The sequence below is a fragment of the Luteibacter sp. PvP120 genome (assembly GCF_054055715.1).
Genome location: NZ_JBSRXP010000009.1, coordinates 118,703 through 142,332 on the forward strand (window position 1 = coordinate 118,703; position 23,630 = coordinate 142,332).

The following is a 23,630-nucleotide window of genomic DNA, read 5'->3' on the forward strand; positions in this document are numbered from 1 at the left end:
GGTCAGTCCGTGGTCGCCGCCAGCAAGGTGCCGACCACCGCGGCAAGGGCGGCATAGAGCTCCGGCGGCACGTCGTCGCGCAGGCGCACCGCCGCCAGCAACGTGGCGACCTGCGGGTCGAGGTGCGGGGCGAGGCCCATGGCCTGTGCACGTTCCAGCATTGCTTTAACCCCCTCGGCATCCACGCGCTCGTTCTTGCCGCTGCTGGTGGGCGTCGCAAGCCGCAGCGTGACGCTGCGTCGCGGTGAAGGCAGGGCCTGGCTCATGCGCGCGCTTCGAGAAGGACAGCGCTATAAGCGCTGGTGGGCACGGGCAGGCCGTGTATGCAGGAGAAATGGTCGAGCTGGAGGCCGCTCTTTTCCATCGTGCGACGCAGGGGAACGAATTCGTTTTCGAGGCGTGCGGCCGTCGGCCCGTGGTCTGCCCATAGGCGTACGGACACCCGCGGGGCGCGAAGCTGGATTTCGCCCTGCACCGCGCCGAGGGTCGGTGGGTCGATGGCGAAGCCGATGGTCCACAGACCTTCCGGCTCGCCCGGGCCGGCCTTGCCTTCCTCGATGCGTAGCTGGAGCACGTCATAGCCGCGCACGCCGGCCAGGGGTACCTCCACCATCCACACGCCGGCCTGGGGATGCGACTCGAGCTGGGCGATTTCCACACGCGACAGCGCGGCGCGGGTATCCGTGCGCAGCTGGCTGACCAGGGTGTCGACGTCGTCTTCGGTGATGGCCAGGTCGTCGGCGCGCGCCTGTGCCACCAGCGCGCGCTGTGCGAGCGGCGGAGGCGTGTCGCTGAGCGGACGGGGCAAGGCACCGAGGGGGCCTTTACCGGTACCCGTGGAGAACGTCCCGCCCATGCCGGCGGCAAGGCCGGGCGCACGGGTCGCTGGCAGGTCGGCCAGCACCCGGCGCAGCACCATCAGCGCGGCCTTGAAGTCGTCGGACGCCGGCAGTTCGGCATGCGGTTCGGCCAACTGGGACTCCAGGAAGACGCCGCTACGGGCGATGGCTTCCTTCATGCCCGTCGGCGTGCCGACATCGTCGGGGCGGCTGATCGAGGCTTCCAGTGTGGCCAGGGCCGCGCGTAGCGGTGCGGGAAGCGACCGCGCAACGGGGCTGCGGGCCAGCGCGGCCAGCGCGCCGAGCAGCGGGGCATAGCCGTTCTGCTGCGGAAGGCGCTCGCGCAGGCCCTGCAAGGCCACGCGTTCGTCGGTCGGCGCGAGCACCACTTCCAGTTGTGGCTGCGTGCCCTGGGTGAGTACCCGCACCTGGAACTGCGAAGGCAGCTGCGTACCGGTCGTATCGGCTTCGACCGTCATGCCACCGATGTCCAGCAGCAGCTTGCCTATGTCGTTCTGGCCGATCACCCGCGCCGTGAGCAACGTGCCCACCCGCCATGCGTCGGCGGCGGCGGTGGTGCCCGCAGCCGCGCCGGCCCAGAGCTGGGCGGCGACACTGGTCGGCTGAATGATCAAGGGCAGTTACTCCCGGGGGCTGTGCGAACCCCGGTCTGGGCTCGCTCCTGTGGTGAGGGGATCGGCGGAAACTCGCGAAACTTTAGGAACATGCCGACACGGCGTGGCGCTTAAACGGCAGTAGCCACTCCCGTTACACTAGGGGAATGACCCAGCTCCCCTTCGACCTTCTCGCCACCGACGGCGCGGCGCGGCGCGGCCGTCTCCGCTTCGGCCGTGGCACCGTGGAAACCCCGGCCTTCATGCCGGTGGGCACCTACGGCTCCGTCAAGGCCATGACCCCGCGCGATGTGCTCGACACCGGCGCGGAAATCATCCTCGGCAACACCTTCCACCTGTTCCTGCGTCCCGGTCTGGAGATCGTCGGGGAGTTCGGCGGGCTGCACCGGTTCATCGGCTGGGACAAGCCGATCCTGACCGATTCCGGCGGCTTCCAGGTGTTCTCCCTGGCGCACAAGCGGAAGATCACGGAGGAAGGGGTGACCTTCGCCTCGCCCGTGGACGGCTCCAAGGTGTTCCTCTCGCCCGAGGAATCGATGCGTATCCAGAAGGTGCTGGATTCGGACATCGCGATGATCTTCGACGAGTGCACGCCGTACCCGGCCACGGAGAAGGTCGCGTCGGACTCCATGGAGCTCAGCCTGCGCTGGGCGGAGCGCTCGCGGCAGGCCTTCGACGACCTGCGTAACCCCAACGCGCTGTTCGGCATCGTCCAGGGCAGCACCTACGAAAACCTGCGGCAGCGCTCGGCGTCCCGCCTGATCGAGATCGGCTTCGACGGCTACGCCATCGGTGGCCTGGCCGTCGGCGAGCCCGAGGCCGAGCGCAATCACACCCTCGACCTGACCCTGCCGATGCTGCCCAGGGACCGCCCGCGTTACCTGATGGGCGTCGGCCGGCCGGAGGACATCGTCGAGGCCGTCCGCCGGGGCATCGACATGTTCGACTGCGTCATGCCCACCCGCAATGCCCGCAACGGGTTCCTGTTCACCCATGAAGGCACCCTGCGCATCCGCAACGCGAAGTTCGCCGCGGACACGCGCGTGATCGAGGAAGGCTGCGACTGCTACGCCTGCGCCAACGGCTTTTCCCGCGCCTACCTGCGCCACCTGGACCGCTGCAACGAGATCCTGGGCAGCCAGCTGGCCACGATGCACAACCTGCGCCACTACCAGCGTCTGATGGCCGGACTGCGCGGCGCGATCGAGGCGGGCACGCTGGACGACTTCGTGGCGGCGTTCTACGCGGCCCGGCAGAAGGCGACCGTCGACGGTTGACCCGGCCCGGGCCGCGGCTACAGGCCGCCCCGCGACCCCACGGCCGGCGCGGTACATAAGCGCCGGGGGCGTGGCATAATCCACGATCTTTTTACGTGAGCAGCCGCTTTTCCTTGGCTGTTCCATGACTTGCGAGAATCTGCATGAGCCTTCCGATGTTCGCCGCCGTTGCCCAGGCCACCGCTCCCGCCGCCGGCGCCTCCCAGGGCGCGCTGGGCTTTTCGCCGCTGATCATGATGGCGGTGCTGTTCGGCATCTTCTATTTCATGATGATCCGCCCGCAGATGAAGCGGCAGAAAGAGCACCGCGCGCTGCTCGAAGCCCTGTCCAAGGGCGACGAGGTAGTGATGAGCGGCGGTATGGCCGGTCGCATCGAGGACGTGGGCGAGGCCTTCGTCCGGGTGGAGATCGCCCCGGGCACGGTCGTCCAGGTCCAGAAGAGCGCCATCACCCAGGTGCTGCCCAAGGGCAGCCTCAAGAAGTCCTGAGCTTCTTCGCATCGCGTCAGCTGCGGCCGGCACCCGGCCGCCTCCATGGAATGTAAGGCATGAGTGATTTTCCACGCTGGAAGTACGCACTGGTCGTGATCGTGTTGCTGTTCGGCATCGTCTACGCGCTGCCCAACGTCTTCCCGCCACAGCCGGCCGTGCAGATCTCGGGCAACCGCGGCAACGCCGTCGATGCCGGTCTGAAGACCCGGGTCGAGGGCATCCTGGCCGCCGCGAAGGCACCTGCCGCAAGCGTCGACGTGGCCGGCTCCGACAAGGGCGAGCGCCTGCTGGCGCGCTTCAACGATGCCGATTCGCAGGCGCGGGCTTCCGATGCGTTGCGCGGCGCGCTGGGTGACGACTACACGGTGGCGCTGAACCTGGCCTCCACCGTGCCTGCCTGGCTGCGCTCGATCAACGCGTTCTCGATGCCGCTGGGCCTCGATCTGCAGGGCGGCGTTCACTTCCTCATGGAAGTCGACGAAAACGCCGTGATCGACAACCAGGAAACCCGCTACGCGGACGACATCCGCTCCATGCTGCGCGACAAGAAGATCTCCTACGACGCGGTGTCACGCAATCCGCGCGGCCAGGGTGTCGGCGTGGTGCTGCGTAGCGATGCCGACCGCCAGGCGGCCGCCAGCGCCATCAGTGCCGAGTTCACCGACCTGACGGTCACCGACGGCCCCTCGACGGGCAATCGCTTCACGCTCAATGCGGTGGTCAAGCCCACCCGCCTGCGCGAACTGGCGCAGAGCGCCATCACCCAGAACGTGACGACGCTGCGCCAGCGTGTGAACGAGCTGGGCGTGTCCGAGCCGCTGATCCAGCAGCAGGGTGAGAACAAGATCATCGTGGAACTGGCCGGCGTGCAGGACACCGCGGAAGCCAAGCGCCTGATCGGTGCCACGGCTACCCTGGAATACCGTGCCGGCCTGTATACGCCGCAGCAGGCCATGGATGCCGCGCGCAGCGGCAGCGTGCCGCCGGATGCCAAGCTGTATTACGGTCGCGACCGCCGCCCCTACCTGCTCAGCAAGACGGTGATCGCCACGGGCGACCAGCTGACCTCGGCCGTGTCCGGCCGCGACCAGCAGAACGGCACGCCCAATGTCAGCGTTACGCTGAACAGCGCGGCCGCCCGCAAGATGCAGGATTTCACCAACGGCAATGTCGGCAAGCCGATGGCCGTGCTCTACATCACGCGTACCAACGACATCAAGATGGTTGACGGCAAGGAGATCAAGACGCCCAAGACCACCGAGGAAGTCATCAACTACGCCAACATCAGCTCGCCGTTCGGCAAGCAGTTCTCGACCAACGGCCTGCCCAGCGACGCCGAGGCCTCCGACCTCGCGCTGCTGCTGCGCGGCGGCTCGCTGGCAGCCCCGGTGGATATCGTGGGCGAAAGCGTGATCGGCCCCAGCCTGGGCAAGGACAACATCGACAAGGGCTTCAAGGCGGTGATGCTCGGCCTCGGCCTGGTGCTGATCGCCGCGGCCATCTACTACAAGCTGTTCGGCCTGGTCGCCGACATCGCGCTGTTCTTCAACCTCGTGCTGCTCATCGCGGTCATGTCGCTGATCCACGTGACCCTGACCATGCCCGGCATCGCCGGTATCGTGCTCACCCTGGGCATGGCGATCGACGCCAACGTGCTGATCTGCGAACGCATCCGCGAGGAATTGCGCAACGGCTCGTCGCCGCTGGCGGCCATCCGCACCGGTTACGACAAGGCCTGGGCGACCATCCTCGACGCCAACGTCACCCACCTGCTCGCCGCGCTCGGTCTGATGACCATGGGCTCGGGTCCGATCAAGGGCTTCGGTGTCACCCTCTTCATCGGTATCCTGACCTCGATGTTCACGTCGGTAACGGTAACCCATGCCATCACGGCGCTGATCCACGGCGGCCGCAAGCTCAAGACCCTGTCGGTCTGACGGGAGGACGCCATGGAAATCTTCAACCACAACTCGAACTTCAACTTCCTCGGCCTGCGCAAGTACAGCATCGGCCTGGCCGTGCTGCTCATGCTCGGTTCGATCGGCCTGATCCTGACCAAGGGCTTCAACTACGGCCAGGACTTCCTGGGCGGTGTCTCCGTCGTGGTCGACTACGCGCAGCCGATCGAAGTCAACGAGGTGCGCAACACCCTGGAAAAGGCTGGCATCGAGAACCCGCTGGTGCAATCGGTCGGCGGTACACGTGAGTTCAACGTGCGTCTGCTGCCCAAGGACGACAAGGGATCGGCCACGCTCGCGGGCGAAGAGGCCGCAACGAGGGTTTCCAGCGACATCATCGCCGTGCTGAAGACCACGCGTCCCGACGTCACGATGAAGAGCAAATCCTTCGTCGGCCCGCAGGTCGGTGAGGAGCTGCGCAGCGACGGTATCGTCGCCGTGGCCTTCGTCATCATCGGCATCATGGGTTACCTGTGGATCCGCTTCGAGAAGCGTTTCGCCATTGCGGCGCTGGCTACGGAAGTGCACGACGTGCTGGTCACCCTTGGCATCTTCGCGCTCACCCAGCGTGAGTTCGACCTGACGGTGCTGGCCTCCGTCCTGGCCGTGGTCGGCTACTCGATCAACGACAAGGTGGTGGTGTTCGATCGTGTCCGCGAGCTGTTCCGTTCCAGCCGCAATGCCACACCGGAAGAAGTGCTCAACCGGTCGATCAACAGCACGCTGTCGAGAACGATCATCACCTCGCTGTTTACCGGCATCACCATGGCGGCCCTGTTCTTCATCGGCGGCCCGGTGGTGCACGGGTTTGCGATCACCATGCTGATCGGCATCCTGGTGGGTACTTTGTCGTCCATCTTCGTCGCCAGCCCGATCCTCCTGTGGCTGGGTGTGTCCAAGCAGGATCTGATGCCTGTGACCAAGGAAGACCCGGAACTGGCTCGCCGCCCGTAAGGCCAGCCGGTTGCCGTAAAAGAATAAACCCGGCCGAGGCCGGGTTTATTTTTGACGCATCACCCCATCCCTGAGATCAGAAGTCATCCCTGTCCTCGGTGGCGCCTTCGGCATCGTTCGCGAGCGTAACGACGACATAGGCAGAGCCCACAAGCGATGCGCAGAGCCAGGCGTAGACCATCTGGATCGCCGTGCGCGGGATCGCCATGGCGACCCTGGGCGCGAGGGCCAGGCCGGCGATGCCAGCCACGGCCAGTACGGCGGCAACGGCCCACGCCAGCCGCCGCGACGGCAACGTGGTGGTGATAACGTTCATAGCTGTCTTGCCCCTGTTTCGCTGAATCACGCCCGTCGTGAAGTCTTTGTGAGGGCGCTTGATGTACGAAATACTCTACAAAATCCTGCGAAGCAAGCGGCTTTTTCTGAACGGGTTCCTTGATTTCCGATGACAGTTGTGAAGGATATCGGGCAACCCTTCGGCCGCGCTGGACTTTCCGCTCTTTCTCGAGGTTTTCGATCCATGGCACAACGTGAATTTCCCGGCTTCACCCTGAAGAGCAGCGCGACGCGGGAAGGCTCGCGGTACACGGCGCTTATCGCGTCCTATCCAGCCAACGGCAGTTTTCCCTCGTTCTTTGCCGTCTATGAAAACCGAAGCTTCCGCGACGAAGCGCGTGCCGCCGAGGCTGCCGACAAGGCGCTGGGCCTGGTGCTGGGCGTGGACGACGACGGTGCGCCTGCCTTTGCCGAAGGCGAGACGGGTTTCGAAGATGAACCGGCGGCCGAGTCGGAAGACTGAGTCGCTTGCACGAGCCGGGTACATCGGCGTGTCGAAAGTCGTTACGCAGCACACCGCAGGACGGCCGCGCAGGTCATACTGGCCGCCTGGATCGCGAGGGGTTACGGACGGGTCATGAGTAGCGTGGATGGGCTGTACAGGCAATTCGTCGATGCATCCGCCGATTGCATGAAGGAGCTCGACAGCGAGGGCGTCATCCGTTTCGTCGCGGGGCAGGGCGCCCACAGCCTGGTAGCGGACGACCCGGAGCGCCTCCTGGGCATGCACTGGGTCGATCTGTGGCCCGAGGAAGCGCGCAGCATGGTGGCGGGGGTGCTCGACCGCGCCGCCAGCGGCGAACGCGTTGACTTCGTGGCGGCGCGCCCGTCCAACGCCGGCAGCGCCCGTTGGTGGGAGGTGATGATCGCGCCCGTGATCGCCCACGACCGGATCGACCATTTCATCGTCATCAGCCGGGATGTCACCGAGCGGGTCGAGGTGCAGGCCGCCATCGAGGCGATCAACGAGCTGTTGCAGGAGCGCCTCAACGAGACCGTGGCTCGCTCGGCCAGCGCATCCACCCGGTACGGCACCCTGATGGAACGCTTCGAGTCCGAGCATGGCGCGCGCCGGGATGCGGAGAATCGCCTCGCCGGGGTCGCCGAGCAGCTGGCCATGGCTCATCACGGCCGCGACCTGGCCGAGGCCAGCGCGCTGCAGGCCCAGAAACAGCAGGCCATCGGCCAACTGGTCAGCGGCATCGCGCACGACTTCAACAACATGCTGCAAACCGTGATCGTGAGCTTGTCGGGTCTGGAGGAAGACGCCGCCGAGCTGAACCCCCGTCATCGCCGCATGCTGGCCTACGCGACGGAGGGCGCCCGGCATGCCACGGCGCTGACCCGGCGGCTGCTGGCATTTGCGCGGAACCAGCCCTTGCGGCCGGAACCCGTGGATGTAGGCAGCCTGGTCAAGGGCTTTGCGGACTTCGCCCGTCACGGTATGGGCGGCGGCGTCGGTGTGGACGTGGTGTGCCCTCCGGGCCCCCTGCCGGTATGGCTCGATCGCCAGGGTCTGGAGCAGGCGCTGATGAATGTCTGCCTGAACGCCCGTGACGCCATGAACGGTCACGGCACCATCGTGATCGAGGTGGGCGAGCGAATGGGCGACACACGTTTCGCCGCCGCTGTCGGCGAGCGCGCCACCCTGCGCCAGGTGTTCGTGAGCGTGGCCGATACCGGCGGCGGTATGTCCGAAGAGGTGCGCCAGCGCCTGTTCGAGCCGTATTTCACCACCAAGGCCGGCGGCTCGGGCCTCGGTCTGGCCCAGGTCTACGGCACCGTGGCGCAGGCGAGTGGCGGTGTGGAGATCGAAAGCGATGCCGGTGTCGGTACCCGTATCCGCCTGGTCTTCCCGCATTACCCCGGTCCGCTGGAATCCGGCGAGTGACATCCTGACCGGGCGCTGACGAAGCGGCTCAACTCGCGGCCCGATCTGCCGATAAGCGAAGGGTTAGGAGGAAGCAAGTCATGCTGGTCATCATCGGGTCCATTGTCGTCCTCGTCTCCGTACTGGGCGGCTACGTTCTTTCACACGGGTCCATCGGTGCCCTCTGGCAGCCTTACGAGTTGCTCATCATCTTCGGTGGCGCCATCGGGGCGTTCATCAGTGCCAATTCGCTGGACATCGTCAAGGCATCGGCGAGTGACGCCATGGCGTTGCTCAAGGGTCCGAAATACCGCAAGCAGGATTACGTCGACCTGCTGTCGCTGCTCTACGACATCTTCATCAAGATGCGCAAGGAGGGGCAGCTCGGCATGGAGTCGCACATCGAGGACCCGGCCAACAGCTCGCTGTTCTCGGCCTATCCGCGCCTGGTCGCCGAGCACCACCTGATCGACTTCATCACCGACTGCCTGCGCCTCATCGTGGGCGGCAGCATGGATCCGCACGAACTCGAGCAACTGCTCGACGTCGAGCTGGAAACCCATCACCACGAGGCCGCCGCGCCGGCGCACGCCGTGCAGAAGATGGCCGATGCCCTGCCGGGTTTCGGCATCGTGGCCGCCGTGCTGGGCATCGTCATCACGATGAAATCCATCGACGGCGAAGCCGCGGTCATCGGCGAGCACATCGCCGGCGCGCTGGTGGGCACCTTCCTCGGCATCCTGCTCTGCTACGGCTTCATCGGCCCGCTGGCCGCCGCGATGGAAGCGCGCGTCAATACCGACGGCAAGGCCTTCGAGTGCGTCAAGGTGGCGCTGCTGGCCAACCTGCGCGGCTACAACCCCATGGTCTCGGTGGAGTTCGCGCGCAAGTCCCTGCAGTCCGGCACGCGTCCCACCTTCCAGGATCTCGAAGCCCACCTGAAGGCTGCGCGGTAACCGTCGATGAGCGAGTTGAAGCAGGTCATCATCGTCCGCAAGAAAAAGGCGGCCGGCCACGGCCACCATGGCGGCGCGTGGAAAGTCGCGTATGCGGACTTCGTGACCGCGATGATGGCCTTCTTCCTCGTGATGTGGCTGGTGGGCGCGGGCACGAAGCAGCAGCGCGCCGCCGTCTCCGAGTACTTCAAGAACCCCAGCCTCACCCCAGGCCAGTCGACCATGGCGCCGTCGGGCAAGATGGGCCCGGGTGGCGCCAGCACCAGCATGATCAAGCTGGGCGGCGCGATGGACCTGCCCAAGGGTCCGGGCGATCAACAGGCCTTCGCCAAGCCGTCGACGGCGGCGGCGGAACAGGACAAACTGGCCAAGGCGCAGGAAAAGCGCCGGCTCGAGCAGCTGATGAAGGACCTGCAGGAGGCCATCGCCAAGAGCCAGGCCATGGCGCCCTACAAGGATCAGTTGCTGCTGGACATCACTTCCGAAGGCCTGCGCATCCAGATCGTCGACAAGCAAAACCGCCCGATGTTCGACACGGGCAGTGGCGCGCTCAAGTCCTACACCGTGCAGATCCTGCACGAACTGGCCGGCTTCGTGAACCAGGTGCCGAACCAGATCAGCATTTCCGGCCACACCGACAACGCGCCCTATATCCGCGCCGACAGTGCGTACGGCAATTGGGAGCTGTCCGCGGATCGCGCCAACGCCGCGCGCCGCACGCTGACCGAGGGTGGCATGCAGCCGGACAAGGTGGCGCGCGTGGTGGGCCTGGCAGCGTCCGTGCCGTTCGACAAGAACGATCCCTCCGCGCCGATCAATCGCCGCATCAGCATCGTGGTGATGACCCATGAGGCCGCCAAGGCCGCGTTGTCGTCGGATGTTGCCACCGCCGAACCGGCGGCACTGCCACAGGTACCGGCGCTGCATACGGCCGAGGCCCAGCATGTGACGCACGACGCGGGCATCGTCCCTGCCTCGCAAGCGCCCGCCGCCGTTGCCGGCAACACCACGAACGTTGCCGTGGAAGGTTCCCCGCGCAGTTGACACGGCGCCATCGTGGCGTCGCCGAAGTCACTTGCAACGGTCATCTTCCCCGGTCAGTATCGGTCATGCACCAGGGGGAGGAGTGGCAATGGAAAACCAGAACAAGTTCAGAGTGGTCGCCAAGGCGGTAAAGCACAGCGGTGTCGATGGCGAGCAGGTGTATCGCGCAAGTTACCGGATACTGGATCACGTCGGCGAAGAGATCGAAGCCAATACCGGTACGCACGATTTCAACGACATCACCAGCGCGTTCAACCAGGCCTTCGCCATGGGACACGAGCGTCTGCGTGAACTGAGCACGGTGACCGTGCAGTAAGCGACGCCCGCGTCTATCGCGCTGCGCGAAGTTCATCCAGTTGCGCGGGCGTGCCCACGTTGCGCCAGAAGCCTTCGAACTTCTCGCCGTGAAGGCGCCCCTGCGCCATGGCCCGCTGGTACATCGGTAGCAGCTTGAAAGCGCCCGGCCTTTCGCCGGCCACCAGCTCGCGCCGGTACACACCCACATTGCCGAAGGTGAGGCGTTCGGCGCCCGCCGGTGCATGGCCGTCGTCGTGTAGCATCCCGTCCGCCAGGGCGAAATCGCCCGCCGGATGGAAGCCGGGGTTGGGCACCATCACCAGATGCGCCAGTCCTTGCGGTTCGCGGGGCAGGGTGGCGTAGTCGATATCGCTCCAGATATCCGCACTGACCACGATGAACGGCTCCGGCCCCAGCAGCGGCAGCGCCTTGAGCATGCCGCCGCCGGTTTCGAGCGGAGTCGGCCCCTCGTAGGAATAGCGGATACGCACGCCCCAGCGTGAACCGTCGCCCAGCGTTTCGGGGAACCGATCCGCCAGGTGCGACGTGTTGATGACGACGTAGCGTACGTCGGCGGCGGCCAGCTTCTCCAGGTGGTGCACGATCAGCGGCTTGCCGTGGACATCCAGCAGAGGCTTGGGTGTGCGGTCGGTCAGCGGGCGCATGCGTTCGCCGCGGCCGGCGGCAAGGATCAGCGCGTGCCTCACGGCTCGCGTGCCCGTGTCAGGTCGCGGGCGTCGATGCGTGCCTCGATCAGGTCGGCCAGGGGTGCCATGTCCGCATGGCGCCGTGCCGTCTCCAGCACGTAGCGCCATACGCGGGGCAGGTCGTGCAGGTAACCCGGCTTGCCGTCGCGGTAGCAAAGGCGGCAGAACAGCCCCAGGATCTTGATATGCCGTTGCAGGCCGGCCAGGTCGAACCAGCGGCGGAAGCGATCGGTATCCACGGTTTCATCGAGCAGGCGCGCATCCAGCAGCCGAAGGCGATACGCCTCTACCCAGCCCTCCACCCGCTCGTTGTCCCAGACGATGTACGCATCGCGCAGCAACGAGGCCAGGTCGTAGGTGATCGGTCCGGACATCGCGCCCTGGAAATCGATGATGCCCGGCGAACGGTCCACCGTGACCAGCAGGTTGCGGCTGTGGTAATCGCGGTGCATGAAGGCACGCGGCTGCTCGGCGAGCGTACGAAGGATCACGGTGAACGCCTGCTCCACGATCTCCCAGTCGGCGCAGTCCAGGGTCACGCCCAGGTGCCGTTCCAGCAGCCAGGTCGGCATGATCTCCATTTCCATGGTCTGCCAGGCGTGATCGAAGGCGGGCAGGCCGGAGGTATCCACGCGCGACTGCATGCGCAGCAGGGCATCCAGCGCGTCGCCGTAGAGGGCATCTACCGTGGTGTCGGACAGCTCCGGCAGGTAAGTGCGTGTGCCCAGGTCCTCGATCAGCAGGAAGCCCTGCGCCAGGTCGGCCACCATCACCGTCGGCACGTGCAGCCCCGCGGCGGCGAGGCGTTGGCCGATGGCCACCCACGGCGCCGGGTCTTCCAGGGCGGGTGGGGAATCCATGACGATCACGGGCTGCCCATCGACATGGCCGCGCCAGTAGCTGCGGAAGCTGGCATCGGCGGATGCAGGCTCCAGGGTGAGCGTGGCTTGCCCGGTGGCATGGCGCGCCCATGCGAGACGGGCGACGGAACGGTCGTCGGTAGCGGTCATGGAGGATCTGTGCAGGCGGTCGTGCAACGAGCTTAGAGGCTTTGCGCGGGCGTGTCATGGCGCGACGGGTTGTCCGGCAAGTGGTATTAAGCCGCCGCTCCGCCGTGTACGCTTCGGTTCTTTGGAAACCCGGGCGCACCATGGCTCTCATCCCTGAACCGCGGATCGGCATCATCGGCCTCGGCTACGTCGGACTGCCGCTGGCGGTGGAGTTCGGCCGCCATTTCGACACTCTCGGCTTCGACATCGCCCCCACCCGGCTCGCCGAATTGCGCGCGGGCCACGATCACACGCGGGAAGTGACCGGCGATGCGCTGACCGCCGCCGCGCAGTTGCGTTACACCGGCGAGGTAGCCGACCTGGCCGACCGTAACGTCTATATCGTGACCGTGCCCACGCCGATCGACGAGGCGCAGCGACCGGACCTGGCGCCGCTGGAGAAGGCGTGTCGCATGCTGGGTGGCCTGTTGTCGCAGGGCGACCTGGTGATCTTCGAGTCCACGGTGTATCCGGGCACCACCGAAGAGATCTGCGTGCCGCTCCTCGAAGCCGGCTCCGGCCTCGTGTTCAACGTGGATTTCCATTGCGGCTACAGTCCGGAACGGATCAATCCAGGCGACCACACGCGCCGCGTCGTGGACATCCGCAAGCTCACTTCCGGCTCCACGCCGGAGGCGGCCGACCGCGTCGACGCGCTTTACCGCACCATCATCCGTGCCGGCACGCACAAGACCTCGTCGGTGCGCATCGCCGAGGCCGCCAAGGTGATCGAGAACGTGCAGCGCGACGTCAACATCGCGCTGGTCAACGAGCTGGCACTGATCTTCAACCGACTGGGCATCGACACGGGCGAGGTGCTCGACGCCGCCGGCACGAAGTGGAACTTCCTGCCGTTCCGTCCCGGCCTGGTCGGCGGTCATTGCATCGGCGTGGATCCGTACTACCTCACGCACAAGGCCGAAGTGACCGGCTACCACCCGGAGCTGATCCTGGCCGCCCGGCGCATCAACAGCCGCATGGGTACGTACGTGGCCGACCGGGTGATCCGGCTGATGAGCGAACGCCGCCTGCACATCGTCGACGCGCGCGTGCTGGTGCTGGGCTTCGCCTTCAAGGAGAACTGCCCCGACCTGCGCAACACGCGCGTGATCGATATCGTGCGCGAGCTGAAGCAGTCGATGGCGCGCGTCGACGTCTACGATCCCTGGGTGGACGACGAGGAATGCTTGCGCGAATACGATGTACGTACCATCGGCGCGATCGAGGACGGCGTCTACGACGCGATCATCGTCGCCGTCGCGCACGATGAATTCCGTGCTTTCGGTCCCGGGAAGATTCGCGCCTTCGGCAAGCCGGGCGCGGTCGTCTACGACGTGAAGTCGGTACTGCCGCAAGACAGTGTCGACGGGCGGCTCTGAACAGCGGGCGCCGGTCAGCCGGCGCCCGCGTATCGTGTGTCGCGTTCCTTGAGGATACTGATCGTCGTCGCTCAGGCCCGTTCGCTGCGCGCGCGGATCTCGGCGAAGGTCTGCTCGTCGACCAGCCGGCCGTCTTCCCACACCGTGCGCATGGCGTGCGCCCAGCCGGCGTCCAGCGCCATGTCGTCGATGCGCGTCGCCTCCGCGGGCACGGCGACCGTCTTGTAGATGCCGTATTCACCATGGCGGATGAGCGTAAGGCGACCGCGCTGCGATGTCTTGCCTGCATCGGTCACCGGTTGCTTGTAGACGTCCACCCAGCGGCCGTCGATGCGTGCCGCCGAGCACTTCAGCGCGAACTTCTGCGTGTCGCGGTCCAGTCGCTGCAGCAAGGCGCCGCCCATGCCGAAGGCGATGTTGTCGGCGGCGTAGCCGGCCTGGGTGATGTCGGACAGGATCGCCTGGATACTCTGCGGATTGACCCCGTCGCCCTGCATCAGCCGCACGTGGTTGAGCACCTTGTAACCTTTGCCGTTGCGCGTGCTGCCGAAGGCCTCGTCGAGCAGGTCGAGGCAGCGGTGCACCACCTCGACCGGCTCGCCCGAGTCGGGGCGGATGACCAGCGTCGCGCCCGAGCGGATCACGTCCTCGCGCAGCGTCGTGCCCCAGTGCTCGCGGATTGCGCGGTAAACGTCGTAGCTATCCGAGACGACGGCGACCAGGCTGCCCGGCCGGGCGAACCGGGCCAGCATGTTGCGGTAGGCATCGACCTCGTGCTCGCGCCCCCAGCTGGTGATCGTGCTGTGCTCGGCGGCGGGTATCGAAAAGCCGGCCATCGGTTCGCCGTAGAAACGCTTCGCCGCCAGTACGCCCTGCACGGTGTCGGTCCCGCGGAAATTGACCAGGTGCGCCATGCCGCCGATAGCCGCGGACTCGCTGCTGGACACGCCGCGGGCGCCGAAGTCGTGCAGCTTGAACGGCAGCTGCGCGTCCACATCGTCGCTGGTCGTCTCGAGGAAACCGCGGATCACCTGCTTGACCTGCCAGCTGATCGTGGCGACCGTCACCGGGTACCACAGCCTCAGCAGCAACGTTTCCATATAGCTCGGCAGCCAGAACGCCTGCGGGTCGGTCGATTCGATCGTGACCAGAACCTGATGGGTCGGCACCACGCTGCCCTCGGCCACGGCACGCACGCGCAGCGGCAGCCGTCCGGCGTGTGCGTCGACGATGTAACGCCAGCCCGTCTCGTTGAACGGTTCGCCGTGGGCGGCGTAGAAGTCGCGCGCTTCGTCCACGTCGGCATGGGTGACCGGCTTTTCCAGGTTCCCCTTGAGGATCGCCTGCAGGCCGAAGAAGACCGTGCGGTCGTAACTGCCGCCGCGCGACTCCACGTAGAAAAAGGTCGCGTCGGTGCCTGGGGGGTACTGCAGCCAGTGGCTGGCCTTGTAGCTGTCGGTATTGAGGATCAGGTTGTCGAGGTAGTGCATGACGGAAGCTCCATTCGCGTCGGGACGGGGTGGAACGTGACACGGTGGCAGAAGCTCGGCCAAGGGGGCGAAAGAAATTACGTTCCTTCGCCCCGGGTGCACCTTGCTGAATCGAGGCCGCGCGAGCCGTTTTTTTCGTATTGACTATGCGCCGCGCAACCGCGAAGTTGAGGCCACCCTCAGGAGAGATCAGCATGACATCCCCCACCGCCGACCGCTCCGTCCGTTCGCGCTCGCGCGTCCTCGGCCTGCTCGTTCTTGGCGCCGCCCTCGTGGCGCCACTGGCCGCCAACGCCCAGGATCACCGCCCGCCGCACCATCCTGTCCATCATCGTCACCAGGTGTGCAAGCAGGTGCGCGCTCGTGACCATCACGGGCACTACCACACCACGAAGCAGTGCCATTGGGTGAATCGCTGATCGCGTAGGCGCGGCACAGCGTCGTAAAGAAAACGGGGCCCATGGGGCCCCGTTTTCTTTATCGGATGGCAGCAAGCGGGTCAGGACAGGTTGTAGCCGCGTTCCTCGTGCAACGCGATATCCAGGCCGACCTGCTCCTGTTCCTCGTCGACACGCAGCCCCATCGTCACGTCGATGCCCTTGAAGATGGCGTAGCTCAGTACGGCGCTGTAGACGACCGTGAAGCCGACGCCCTTGCCCTGGATCCACAACTGGCCGAGCAGATCGGTGACGGTGCCGAAGCCACCGAGCGTGGGAGATGCCAGCGGGCCGGTCAGCAGGGCGCCGATGATGCCGGCTACCGCGTGCACGCCGAAGACGTCCAGTGAGTCGTCGTAACCGAAGCGACGCTTCAGCTTCGTCGCGCAGAAGAAGCAGACCACGCCTGCCACCAGGCCGAGTACCAATGCGCCGCCCGGGCCGCATGTGCCGGCGGCCGGCGTGATCGCGACCAGGCCGGCCACGGCGCCGGAGGCGATGCCGAGGACGCTCGGCCGGCGATGGGTCAGCCACTCGATCGCCGTCCAGCCGATGGCCGCCGCCGCGGTGGCGATCTGCGTGACCAGCATGGCCATGCCGGCGCTGCCGTTGGCCGCGACGGCCGAGCCGGCGTTGAATCCGAACCAGCCCAGCCACAGCATGCTCGCGCCCACCAGCGTATAGCCGAGGTTGTGCGGCGGCATGGGTGTCGTGGGGTAACCGCGACGTTTGCCGATCACCAGGCAGCCGACCAGGCCGGCGATACCCGCGTTGATGTGGACCACCGTGCCGCCGGCGAAGTCGAGCACGCCCAGGTCGCCGAGGAACGAGCCCGGTCCGCCCCAGACCATGTGTGCGACAGGCAGGTAGACAAAGGTGAACCAGAGCCCGGTGAACACGAGCAGCGCGGAGAACTTCATGCGCTCCGCGATGGCGCCGATGATGAGCGCAGGTGTGATGATCGCGAAGGTCATCTGGAACATCACGAACACGCCTTCCGGGATCGTGAGGTAGAGACTGTCCGGCTTGAGTCCCGCCAGCATGGCGCGGCCCAGCCCGCCGACGAACGAGTGCAGGTTGGTGGTGCCCGCCACCATGCCCGTGTTGTCGAAGGCGACGGAGTAGCCATAGACCACCCACAGCACCGTGACCACCGCCGTGATGGCGAAGCACTGCATGAGGACGGACAGGAGGTTCTTGGCGCGCACCATGCCGCCGTAGAACAGCGCCAGGCCCGGTATGGTCATCAACAGCACCAGCATCGTGGCGGTGAGCATCCACGCCGTATCGCCGGAATCCAGTCGGGCGGGCGCGGCGGTAGCCTGGGCGAAAGCGAGTCCCGGGGCGAGGGTGGCGGCCAGGGTCGCGACCAGCGTGCGGGTGGGTTTAGAGTGCATCGCCGTCGACCTCCTGCGTGCGGATACGGATGGCCTGCTCAAGGTCGATGACGAAGATCTTGCCGTCGCCGATCTTGCCGGTGCGGGCCGCGGTGGTGATCGCCTCGACGGCCCGCTCGAGCTGCTCGTCGGTCACGGCGATCTCGATCTTCAGCTTGGGCAGGAAGTCCACCACGTACTCGGCGCCACGGTAGAGCTCCGTATGCCCGTGCTGGCGGCCGAAGCCTTTCACCTCGGTGACGGTCATGCCCTGGACGCCGACCTCGGCGAGCGCCTCGCGTACGTCGTCCAGCGTGAACGGCTTGATGATCGCGTTGATCCACTTCATGCGTCGCGGCTTCCCGTGGTTTGTCTGAGGAAGCTGGGTGCACGATGCATGCCATGTGGCGCAAGGGGCGAAAGCGTTGGCGCCCAAAGCGTCCGGAGGGGCGCTAAACGAGATTCATGGTGTATCGCACCTATAAGGTGCAATGAAAGCCCGTATATGGTGCTTTCGTGAGGCGTCGGCGCGGATGGAGGCGGACGGGACCGGCGTTGCGGTATCTCGCCGCCGGCACCTGTCGCTGGGGGCTGGCGACCCTCTCGCATTGCACAAGAAGGCTCAATACAGTACCATTTTGGTCCGGTATTGACTGTGTCCCTTTCCCCATGCTTCGTGTCAGCCGATTGACCGACTATGCGACGGTGGTGATGACCTGCATCGCCGTCCACCCCGCCGACGTTCTGAGCACCGCCCAGATCGCCGAGGAAGCGCGCCTGGAATTGCCCACGGTGTCGAAGGTGCTGAAACTGCTGGGCCATGCCAGCCTGGTGGAGTCGTTCCGCGGCGTCAATGGGGGCTACCGGCTGGCGCGTCCGGCCGAGGCCATCAGCCTGGCCGACATCGTCGAGGCCATCGAGGGCGCCATCGGCATGACCGAATGCAGCGTGGCGCAGGGTCAGTGCGAGCGCCAGTCGCAATGCGGGGTCAGCGAAAGCTGGCGCTCGGTATCCGGGGCCATCGGCAGCGTGCTTCGCGCCATGACCCTCGCACAGATGCTGGCCGATCGCCCCGCGGCGTCGGCAAAGGACGCGACCACGGTCGCGCAGGCAAACGCATGAATGAGAGTGAGAACATGACACGCGACGTGGCAGCGCCGGTGCACGACAACGCTGAAGTGGTGGAAGCGCTCAACCGCCGCTACGAGGCGGGTTTCGTCACCGATATCGAATCGGACAGCCTTCCGCCCGGCCTCAGCGAGGACATCGTCCGCCAGCTGTCCGCCATCAAGGGCGAGCCGGAGTGGATGACCCAATGGCGCCTGGAAGCCTATCGCCACTGGCTGACCATGCCCGCGCCGGACTGGGCCAAGCTGGACATCGCACCGATCGACTACCAGTCGGTCAGCTACTACTCGGCGCCCAAGGCCGGCCCGAAGTCGCTCGACGAGGTGGACCCGAAGCTGCTGGAAACCTACGAGAAACTGGGCGTACCGCTGCACGAGCGCGCCCGGCTGGCCGGTGTGGCGGTGGACGCGGTGTTCGACTCGGTGTCCGTCGGCACGACGTTCCGCAAGGAACTGGCCGAGGCAGGCGTCATCTTCTGCTCCATGTCCGAAGCCATCCGCGAGCACGGCGACCTGGTTCGCCAGTACCTGGGCAGCGTGGTGCCCACGGGCGACAACTACTTCGCGGCACTCAATTCCGCCGTGTTTTCGGACGGCAGCTTCGTGTTCATTCCGCGGGGCGTGCGCTGCCCGATGGAACTGTCGACCTACTTCCGAATCAACGCGATCAACACCGGGCAGTTCGAGCGCACACTGATCGTCGTCGAGGACGACGCCTATGTGTCCTACCTCGAAGGCTGCACCGCGCCCATGCGCGACGAGAACCAGCTGCACGCGGCCGTGGTGGAACTGGTGGCGCTCGAGCGCGCGCAGATCAAGTATTCCACCGTGCAGAACTGGTACCCCGGCGACGAGAACGGCGTGGGCGGCATCTACAACTTCGTGACCAAGCGCGGCGATTGTCGCGGTGCGGATTCCAAGATCTCCTGGACCCAGGTCGAGACCGGTTCGGCGATCACCTGGAAGTATCCCAGCTGCGTGCTGCGTGGCGATCGCTCCGTCGGCGAGTTCTACTCGGTGGCGCTGACGCACCATCGCCAGCAGGCCGATACGGGCACCAAGATGATCCACATCGGCAAGGGCACCAAGTCGAAGATCGTCGCCAAGGGCATCAGTGCCGGCCGCAGTTCCAACAGCTACCGCGGCCTGGTGAAGATCGAGAAGGGTGCCGAGGGCGCGCGCAACTACACGCAGTGCGACTCGCTGCTGATCGGCAAGAAGTGCGGCGCGCACACCTTCCCGTATATGGAAGTGAAGAACCCCTCGGCCATCGTCGAGCACGAGGCCACCACGTCCAAGATTTCGGACGACCAGCTGTTCTACTGCCTCTCTCGCGGCATCGGCGAGGAAGACGCCGTGTCGATGATCGTCGACGGTTTCTGCAAGCAGGTGTTCCGCGAGCTGCCGATGGAGTTCGCGGTCGAGGCCAAAAAGCTGCTCGAGGTCTCCCTCGAAGGCGCGGTGGGCTGACGATGGGTATCGCCGGTTCCGCCCCGGGCCTGACCGACCTGCGCGCGCTTCTCGCGGCGCTGGAGCCGGCCATGGACCCCGTGCCGAAGCGTTTCCTGCACGTCTCCCACGAGAAGGCGCGCGAGCGCATGGCCGATGCGCTGATGATGTTCCGTGAGGCGGAAGGCACCACGCTGATTGTCGATGTGGATCCCAGCGCGGACGCCGCCGGCGAGCGCATGCTCTGGGCGCGCATCACCCTGCGCGTGCAATCCAGCCTCACTGCGGTAGGCATGATGGCCGCCGTTTCCGCTGCGCTCGCGAAGCGCGGCATTCCCTGCAATCCCGTATCCGCGTTCCTGCACGATCACCTGTTCGTGCCCTGGGAACGCCGCGACGACGCCCTCGATGCGCTCTCGCACCTCACGCCCTGATGGACAGCCACGTCATGCACATGCTCACGATCGACAACCTCCATGCCCGTGTCGAAGGCAAGGAGATCCTCAAAGGCCTTTCGCTCGAGGTGAAACCCGGCGAAGTGCACGCCATCATGGGCCCTAACGGTGCCGGCAAGTCCACGCTCGGCAACGTGCTGGCGGGGCGCGAGGGCTACGAGGTCACCGCCGGCTCCGTGCTGTTCAACGGCGTCGACCTGCTGGCGCTGGAGCCCGAGGAGCGCGCTGCCACCGGCGTGTTCCTGGCGTTCCAGTACCCGGTCGAGATTCCCGGTGTGAACAACACCTACTTCCTGCGCGCGGCCCTCAACGCGCAACGCCGTTTCCGCGGCGAGGACGAGCTGGATTCCATGCGCTTCCTCAAGCTGGTCCGCGAGAAGCTGAAGGTGATGCAGATCTCCGACGAGCTGCTGCATCGCGCGGTCAACGAAGGCTTCTCCGGCGGCGAGAAGAAGCGCAACGAGATCTTCCAGATGGCCGTGCTCGAACCGAAGCTGGCCATCCTGGACGAGACCGACTCGGGCCTGGACATCGACGCACTGAAGCAGGTGGCCGGTGGCGTCAACGCGCTGCGTTCGCCGGATCGCTCGTTCGTGGTCGTGACGCACTATCAGCGTCTGCTCGACTATATCGAGCCGGATTTCGTCCATGTGCTGGCCGGTGGCCGCATCGTGGAGAGTGGCGACAAGAACCTGGCGCTGAAGCTGGAAGAACAGGGTTATGCGTGGCTTGCCGAGACGCATCCGGAGTTGCGCAAGGTCGATCTCGCCGGGGCGCCGGCATGACCAGTGCGCCGTCCCCGTTCGTGCGGGCGGCACTGGATGCCGCGGCCGTTGTGCCCGCCACGGGTATCGCCTGGCTGGATGCCGCACGCCGCGACCACCTGCAGCGGTTCGCCGCGCACGGCCTTCCCGGCGCACGCAGCGAGTCGTGGAAGTACACATCACTGCGCGCGCTGTCACAGCGTGCCTTTGGCCTGTCCGACGCCGACACCGCGACGAACGTCGCGCTCGACCCGGCCTTGTTCGCGTTGCCGGGCGTAGACGGGCCTCGTCTCGTCTTCGTCGACGGCGTTTATCGCGACGACCTGTCCGCCACGAGTGCGCTCGAGGGCGTCTCGCTGATGCCCCTGGGCGCGGCGCTGGCGACCGAAGCCGAGCCGCTTCGTTTCGCGCTGGCGGGGCGCCTCCGCCACGATGCCGACGACGCACTCGTTCAATTGAACGCGGCGCTGGCGACCGACGGGGTGGTGCTTCGCGTCGCGGCGGGTACCCGGGTGGCGTCGCCCGTGCACGTCGTGCACGTGTCCAGCGGCGCGCAGCCCGATACGGCCTGGCATGTCCGCATGCGGGTCGAGGTGGGCGAGGGCGCCCAGGTCGATCTGGTCGAGCATTACGTGTCGGTCGGTGACGGCGTGCAGCTGGGCACGGTGGTCGCCGATCACGTCGTGCACGCAGGCGGTCACCTTGGCCTGGTGCTGCTGCAGCACGCGTCGGCCTCCACCACGTTGTTCCGCCGTGGCCATGTCCGGCTGGAGGCGAACGCCTCGGCCACCGTGCATGCGCTGGAAGTCGGCGGCGCGCTGGTTCGCCACGAACTGACGGCCGAACTGGTCGGCGATCGCGCGCGGTTCGAATCGCGTGGCGTGTTCGCGCTGGACGGCCGGCAGCATACGGATACCCAGCTGGAAGTGCGTCACGAGGCGCGGGACACCACGTCCGACGCGCTCTGGCGCGGCATCGCCAACGGTCGCTCGCGCGGCGTGTTCCGTGGGGCGATCGTGGTCGCCGAGGGTGCCGACGGCAGCGATGCGTCGCTCAGCAACAAGAACCTCCTGCTCTCCGCCTCCGCGGAAATCGACACCAAGCCCGAGCTCGAGATCTACGCCGACGAGGTCAAGGCCGCGCACGGCGCCACCATCGGCCAACTGGACGAACGCTCGCTGTTCTACCTGCGCTCACGCGGCATTCCGCTCGCCCAGGCGCGCAGCTTGCTGACCCTGGCGTTCTGCCGCGCGGCGCTGGAATCGCTGCCGAACGAGACCTTGCGCGAGCACCTGGGCGACCTGCTGGTCGCGCACCTGCCGACCGGGCCGTCCGCCGACTAACGAAGTACGGAGCCAGCCATGAACGCCAAGCCCGAATCCGTCGTCCTCCCGCTGGACGTCGAGCGCATCCGCGCCGACTTTCCGCTGCTGTCGCGCACCGTGCACGGCAAGCCGCTGATCTATTTCGACAACGCCAACACCGGGCAGAAGCCGCTGTCGGTGATCGAAGCGGTAGATCGCCACTACCGGGAGCGCAACGCCAACGTCTCACGCGCCGTGCATGCGCTGGGCGAAGAAGCCACAGCGGCGTACGAAGGCGCGCGCGACGCGCTGGCCCGCTTCATCAACGCGCCCTCGCGCGACGAGGTGATCCTCACCTCCGGCACCACGCAGGCGATCAACCTGGTCGCCTACAGCTACGCCATGCCGCGTCTGCGGCCCGGCGATGCGATCCTCACCACGGTGATGGAACACCACGCCAATATCGTGCCCTGGCAGCTGGTGGCCGAGCGCACCGGTGCCACCGTCAAGGCGGCGCCGATCGATGCCGACGGCGAGCTGATCCTCGAGGCGTTCGTGCGTATGCTCACCCCCGAGGTGAAGCTGGCCTGCGTCACCCATGTCTCCAACGTGCTGGGTACGGTCAACCCGATCCGTGAGATTGCCCGCGAGTGCCGCAAGCGCGGCATCCCGTTGCTGGTCGACGGTTCGCAGGCGGCGCCGCATCGGCCGATCGATGTCCAGGCGCTGGGCTGCGATTTCTACGCAGTGACCGGGCACAAGATGCTCGCCCCGACCGGCACCGGCGCATTGTGGGCGAAGCGGGAGCACCTCATGGCGATGCCGCCGTTGTTCGGTGGTGGCGAGATGATCCGCGAAGTACGTTTCGACGGCACCGTGTTCGCCGATCCGCCGCACCGTTTCGAAGCCGGCACCCCGAACATCGCCGGTTTTGCCGGTGTCAGCGCCGCCATCGATTACATCCAGGGCCTCGGCTTCGATCGCGTGAGGGCTTACGAGCAGGACCTGTTGGCCTATGCCACGCAAGCGCTGGAAAGCGTGCCAGGTATGCGCATCTTCGGCCGCGCCAAGGACAAGGAGCCGGTCGTTTCGTTCCTGATCGAAGGCGCGCATGCCAACGACATGGCGACGTTGCTCGACCTGCAGGGCGTGGCGGTACGCTCGGGCCACCATTGCGCCCACCCGCTGATGCAGTTCTTCGGCGTCCCGGCCACGCTGCGGGCGTCGTTCGCGTTCTACAACACGAAAGCCGAGGTGGATGCGTTCATCGAGGCGATCGGTCGGGTGCGCAAGCTGCTGCTCTGACCCGCCGTCGCTTGTACGACCCGCCGTCGCTTGTACGGCGCGGCGAGGAGGCGCTGGGTGGTCACACTCTGCGCTCGGGCAGCGGCCGCAAGCGGCCGAACTCGCTCAGAGCGTAACCACCCAGCACCTCT

General features: G+C 66.3%; 25 protein-coding genes. 17 read left to right on the plus strand and 8 right to left on the minus strand.

Features of this window, described 5'->3' with window-relative positions; all coding sequences use genetic code 11:
• Positions 1-2: 2 nt before the first annotated feature.
• Together ACVKN3_RS16835 and fliK are read right to left on the minus strand one after the other, a co-directional pair.
• Positions 3-266, minus strand: coding sequence for a flagellar biosynthesis protein (locus ACVKN3_RS16835; protein ID WP_285406425.1), 264 nt, complete (start codon positions 264-266; stop codon positions 3-5).
• Positions 263-1,474, minus strand: a complete 1,212-nt coding sequence (gene fliK / locus ACVKN3_RS16840) for a flagellar hook-length control protein FliK (RefSeq protein ID WP_354516217.1) — start codon at positions 1,472-1,474, stop codon at positions 263-265. Before fliK ends, ACVKN3_RS16835 begins: the two co-directional genes overlap by 4 nt.
• A gap of 146 nt (positions 1,475-1,620) precedes the next feature.
• Here fliK and tgt point away from each other — a divergent pair, with 146 nt between their 5' ends.
• The 4 genes from tgt (at position 1,621) to secF (ending at position 6,154) form a co-directional block, all read left to right on the plus strand.
• Positions 1,621-2,751 (plus strand): tRNA guanosine(34) transglycosylase Tgt, encoded by a 1,131-nt coding sequence (gene tgt / locus ACVKN3_RS16845; protein WP_354516215.1) that lies wholly within the window; start codon positions 1,621-1,623, stop codon positions 2,749-2,751.
• 143 nt (positions 2,752-2,894) lie between these two features.
• A complete protein-coding gene (yajC, locus tag ACVKN3_RS16850; protein ID WP_285406433.1) occupies positions 2,895-3,239 on the plus strand; it encodes a preprotein translocase subunit YajC in 345 nt (114 codons plus the stop codon).
• Positions 3,240-3,298: 59 nt separating this feature from the next.
• A complete protein-coding gene (gene secD / locus ACVKN3_RS16855; RefSeq protein ID WP_285406436.1) occupies positions 3,299-5,179 on the plus strand; it encodes a protein translocase subunit SecD in 1,881 nt (626 codons plus the stop codon).
• 12 nt (positions 5,180-5,191) lie between these two features.
• On the plus strand, positions 5,192-6,154 hold the full coding sequence (gene secF, locus ACVKN3_RS16860) for a protein translocase subunit SecF (protein ID WP_285406439.1): 963 nt from the start codon (positions 5,192-5,194) through the stop codon (positions 6,152-6,154).
• Between the two features lie 76 nt (positions 6,155-6,230).
• Here secF and ACVKN3_RS16865 read toward each other — a convergent pair whose 3' ends face one another.
• Positions 6,231-6,470, minus strand: a complete 240-nt coding sequence (locus tag ACVKN3_RS16865; RefSeq protein WP_036137310.1) for a hypothetical protein — start codon at positions 6,468-6,470, stop codon at positions 6,231-6,233.
• A 204-nt stretch (positions 6,471-6,674) separates the two neighbouring features.
• Here ACVKN3_RS16865 and ACVKN3_RS16870 point away from each other — a divergent pair, with 204 nt between their 5' ends.
• The 5 genes from ACVKN3_RS16870 to ACVKN3_RS16890 all read left to right on the plus strand — a co-directional run bounded on the left by ACVKN3_RS16870 (position 6,675) and on the right by ACVKN3_RS16890 (position 10,676).
• A complete protein-coding gene (locus tag ACVKN3_RS16870) occupies positions 6,675-6,953 on the plus strand; it encodes a hypothetical protein (RefSeq protein ID WP_354516212.1) in 279 nt (92 codons plus the stop codon).
• A 114-nt stretch (positions 6,954-7,067) separates the two neighbouring features.
• On the plus strand, positions 7,068-8,381 hold the full coding sequence (locus tag ACVKN3_RS16875) for a two-component system sensor histidine kinase NtrB (RefSeq protein WP_285406443.1): 1,314 nt from the start codon (positions 7,068-7,070) through the stop codon (positions 8,379-8,381).
• An 80-nt stretch (positions 8,382-8,461) separates the two neighbouring features.
• Positions 8,462-9,316: a flagellar motor stator protein MotA gene (gene motA, locus ACVKN3_RS16880; RefSeq protein ID WP_354516210.1), complete on the plus strand. Its 855-nt coding sequence runs from the start codon at positions 8,462-8,464 to the stop codon at positions 9,314-9,316.
• 6 nt (positions 9,317-9,322) lie between these two features.
• A complete protein-coding gene (gene motB, locus ACVKN3_RS16885; protein ID WP_354516208.1) occupies positions 9,323-10,360 on the plus strand; it encodes a flagellar motor protein MotB in 1,038 nt (345 codons plus the stop codon).
• A gap of 88 nt (positions 10,361-10,448) precedes the next feature.
• Positions 10,449-10,676, plus strand: a complete 228-nt coding sequence (locus tag ACVKN3_RS16890; RefSeq protein ID WP_036137300.1) for a hypothetical protein — start codon at positions 10,449-10,451, stop codon at positions 10,674-10,676.
• 13 nt (positions 10,677-10,689) lie between these two features.
• Here ACVKN3_RS16890 and murU read toward each other — a convergent pair whose 3' ends face one another.
• Together murU and ACVKN3_RS16900 are read right to left on the minus strand one after the other, a co-directional pair.
• Complete coding sequence (murU, locus tag ACVKN3_RS16895; protein WP_285406449.1) at positions 10,690-11,364, minus strand: N-acetylmuramate alpha-1-phosphate uridylyltransferase MurU; 675 nt, start codon at positions 11,362-11,364, stop codon at positions 10,690-10,692.
• Positions 11,361-12,374: an aminoglycoside phosphotransferase family protein gene (locus tag ACVKN3_RS16900; protein WP_354516205.1), complete on the minus strand. Its 1,014-nt coding sequence runs from the start codon at positions 12,372-12,374 to the stop codon at positions 11,361-11,363. The genes murU and ACVKN3_RS16900 overlap by 4 nt, the downstream gene beginning before the upstream one ends.
• A 140-nt stretch (positions 12,375-12,514) precedes the next feature.
• Between ACVKN3_RS16900 and ACVKN3_RS16905 the strand changes: the two genes are divergently transcribed.
• Entirely contained in the window at positions 12,515-13,792 is a 1,278-nt protein-coding gene (locus ACVKN3_RS16905; RefSeq protein WP_354516203.1) for a nucleotide sugar dehydrogenase, read from the plus strand.
• A gap of 71 nt (positions 13,793-13,863) precedes the next feature.
• On the opposite strand, the gene ACVKN3_RS16910 is transcribed toward ACVKN3_RS16905, so the two are convergent.
• Positions 13,864-15,282, minus strand: coding sequence for a nicotinate phosphoribosyltransferase (locus ACVKN3_RS16910; protein ID WP_354516201.1), 1,419 nt, complete (start codon positions 15,280-15,282; stop codon positions 13,864-13,866).
• 194 nt (positions 15,283-15,476) lie between these two features.
• Here ACVKN3_RS16910 and ACVKN3_RS16915 point away from each other — a divergent pair, with 194 nt between their 5' ends.
• Complete coding sequence (locus ACVKN3_RS16915) at positions 15,477-15,701, plus strand: hypothetical protein (protein ID WP_285406461.1); 225 nt, start codon at positions 15,477-15,479, stop codon at positions 15,699-15,701.
• 80 nt (positions 15,702-15,781) lie between these two features.
• Here ACVKN3_RS16915 and ACVKN3_RS16920 read toward each other — a convergent pair whose 3' ends face one another.
• Positions 15,782-17,116 (minus strand): ammonium transporter, encoded by a 1,335-nt coding sequence (locus ACVKN3_RS16920; RefSeq protein ID WP_354516199.1) that lies wholly within the window; start codon positions 17,114-17,116, stop codon positions 15,782-15,784.
• Positions 17,106-17,444 (minus strand): P-II family nitrogen regulator, encoded by a 339-nt coding sequence (locus ACVKN3_RS16925; protein WP_036137283.1) that lies wholly within the window; start codon positions 17,442-17,444, stop codon positions 17,106-17,108. Before ACVKN3_RS16925 ends, ACVKN3_RS16920 begins: the two co-directional genes overlap by 11 nt.
• Before the next feature lie 320 nt (positions 17,445-17,764).
• On the opposite strand from ACVKN3_RS16925, the gene ACVKN3_RS16930 reads away from it, so the two are divergent.
• From ACVKN3_RS16930 to ACVKN3_RS16955, 6 genes are read left to right on the plus strand one after another with little or no spacing between them, the layout of a single operon-like run.
• Positions 17,765-18,217: an SUF system Fe-S cluster assembly regulator gene (locus tag ACVKN3_RS16930; protein WP_354516197.1), complete on the plus strand. Its 453-nt coding sequence runs from the start codon at positions 17,765-17,767 to the stop codon at positions 18,215-18,217.
• 14 nt (positions 18,218-18,231) lie between these two features.
• Positions 18,232-19,692, plus strand: a complete 1,461-nt coding sequence (gene sufB, locus ACVKN3_RS16935) for a Fe-S cluster assembly protein SufB (RefSeq protein WP_036137278.1) — start codon at positions 18,232-18,234, stop codon at positions 19,690-19,692.
• A 2-nt stretch (positions 19,693-19,694) separates the two neighbouring features.
• Complete coding sequence (locus ACVKN3_RS16940; RefSeq protein ID WP_036137276.1) at positions 19,695-20,105, plus strand: ACT domain-containing protein; 411 nt, start codon at positions 19,695-19,697, stop codon at positions 20,103-20,105.
• A 20-nt stretch (positions 20,106-20,125) separates the two neighbouring features.
• A complete protein-coding gene (sufC, locus tag ACVKN3_RS16945) occupies positions 20,126-20,911 on the plus strand; it encodes a Fe-S cluster assembly ATPase SufC (protein WP_285406503.1) in 786 nt (261 codons plus the stop codon).
• Positions 20,908-22,233 carry a Fe-S cluster assembly protein SufD gene (sufD, locus tag ACVKN3_RS16950; RefSeq protein WP_354516195.1) on the plus strand — a complete coding sequence of 442 codons (1,326 nt, stop codon included), beginning with the start codon at positions 20,908-20,910 and terminating at the stop codon, positions 22,231-22,233. The genes sufC and sufD overlap by 4 nt, the downstream gene beginning before the upstream one ends.
• Before the next feature lie 18 nt (positions 22,234-22,251).
• Positions 22,252-23,499 carry an aminotransferase class V-fold PLP-dependent enzyme gene (locus tag ACVKN3_RS16955; protein WP_354516193.1) on the plus strand — a complete coding sequence of 416 codons (1,248 nt, stop codon included), beginning with the start codon at positions 22,252-22,254 and terminating at the stop codon, positions 23,497-23,499.
• The last annotated feature ends 131 nt before the right edge of the window (positions 23,500-23,630 follow it).

Excerpts from the sequence above, each read along its gene's own strand:
- ACVKN3_RS16835 (WP_285406425.1), bottom strand. The coding sequence starts at position 266 with ATGAGCCAGGCCCTGCCTTCACCGCGACGCAGCGTCACGCTGCGGCTT.
- tgt (WP_354516215.1), top strand. The coding sequence starts at position 1,621 with ATGACCCAGCTCCCCTTCGACCTTCTCGCCACCGACGGCGCGGCGCGG.
- yajC (WP_285406433.1), top strand. The coding sequence starts at position 2,895 with ATGAGCCTTCCGATGTTCGCCGCCGTTGCCCAGGCCACCGCTCCCGCC.
- secD (WP_285406436.1), top strand. The coding sequence starts at position 3,299 with ATGAGTGATTTTCCACGCTGGAAGTACGCACTGGTCGTGATCGTGTTG.
- secF (WP_285406439.1), top strand. The coding sequence starts at position 5,192 with ATGGAAATCTTCAACCACAACTCGAACTTCAACTTCCTCGGCCTGCGC.
- ACVKN3_RS16865 (WP_036137310.1), bottom strand. The coding sequence starts at position 6,470 with ATGAACGTTATCACCACCACGTTGCCGTCGCGGCGGCTGGCGTGGGCC.
- ACVKN3_RS16870 (WP_354516212.1), top strand. The coding sequence starts at position 6,675 with ATGGCACAACGTGAATTTCCCGGCTTCACCCTGAAGAGCAGCGCGACG.
- ACVKN3_RS16875 (WP_285406443.1), top strand. The coding sequence starts at position 7,068 with ATGAGTAGCGTGGATGGGCTGTACAGGCAATTCGTCGATGCATCCGCC.
- motA (WP_354516210.1), top strand. The coding sequence starts at position 8,462 with ATGCTGGTCATCATCGGGTCCATTGTCGTCCTCGTCTCCGTACTGGGC.
- motB (WP_354516208.1), top strand. The coding sequence starts at position 9,323 with ATGAGCGAGTTGAAGCAGGTCATCATCGTCCGCAAGAAAAAGGCGGCC.
- ACVKN3_RS16890 (WP_036137300.1), top strand. The coding sequence starts at position 10,449 with ATGGAAAACCAGAACAAGTTCAGAGTGGTCGCCAAGGCGGTAAAGCAC.
- ACVKN3_RS16900 (WP_354516205.1), bottom strand. The coding sequence starts at position 12,374 with ATGACCGCTACCGACGACCGTTCCGTCGCCCGTCTCGCATGGGCGCGC.
- ACVKN3_RS16905 (WP_354516203.1), top strand. The coding sequence starts at position 12,515 with ATGGCTCTCATCCCTGAACCGCGGATCGGCATCATCGGCCTCGGCTAC.
- ACVKN3_RS16910 (WP_354516201.1), bottom strand. The coding sequence starts at position 15,282 with ATGCACTACCTCGACAACCTGATCCTCAATACCGACAGCTACAAGGCC.
- ACVKN3_RS16915 (WP_285406461.1), top strand. The coding sequence starts at position 15,477 with ATGACATCCCCCACCGCCGACCGCTCCGTCCGTTCGCGCTCGCGCGTC.
- ACVKN3_RS16920 (WP_354516199.1), bottom strand. The coding sequence starts at position 17,116 with ATGCACTCTAAACCCACCCGCACGCTGGTCGCGACCCTGGCCGCCACC.
- ACVKN3_RS16925 (WP_036137283.1), bottom strand. The coding sequence starts at position 17,444 with ATGAAGTGGATCAACGCGATCATCAAGCCGTTCACGCTGGACGACGTA.
- ACVKN3_RS16930 (WP_354516197.1), top strand. The coding sequence starts at position 17,765 with ATGCTTCGTGTCAGCCGATTGACCGACTATGCGACGGTGGTGATGACC.
- sufB (WP_036137278.1), top strand. The coding sequence starts at position 18,232 with ATGACACGCGACGTGGCAGCGCCGGTGCACGACAACGCTGAAGTGGTG.
- ACVKN3_RS16940 (WP_036137276.1), top strand. The coding sequence starts at position 19,695 with ATGGGTATCGCCGGTTCCGCCCCGGGCCTGACCGACCTGCGCGCGCTT.
- sufC (WP_285406503.1), top strand. The coding sequence starts at position 20,126 with ATGCTCACGATCGACAACCTCCATGCCCGTGTCGAAGGCAAGGAGATC.
- sufD (WP_354516195.1), top strand. The coding sequence starts at position 20,908 with ATGACCAGTGCGCCGTCCCCGTTCGTGCGGGCGGCACTGGATGCCGCG.
- ACVKN3_RS16955 (WP_354516193.1), top strand. The coding sequence starts at position 22,252 with ATGAACGCCAAGCCCGAATCCGTCGTCCTCCCGCTGGACGTCGAGCGC.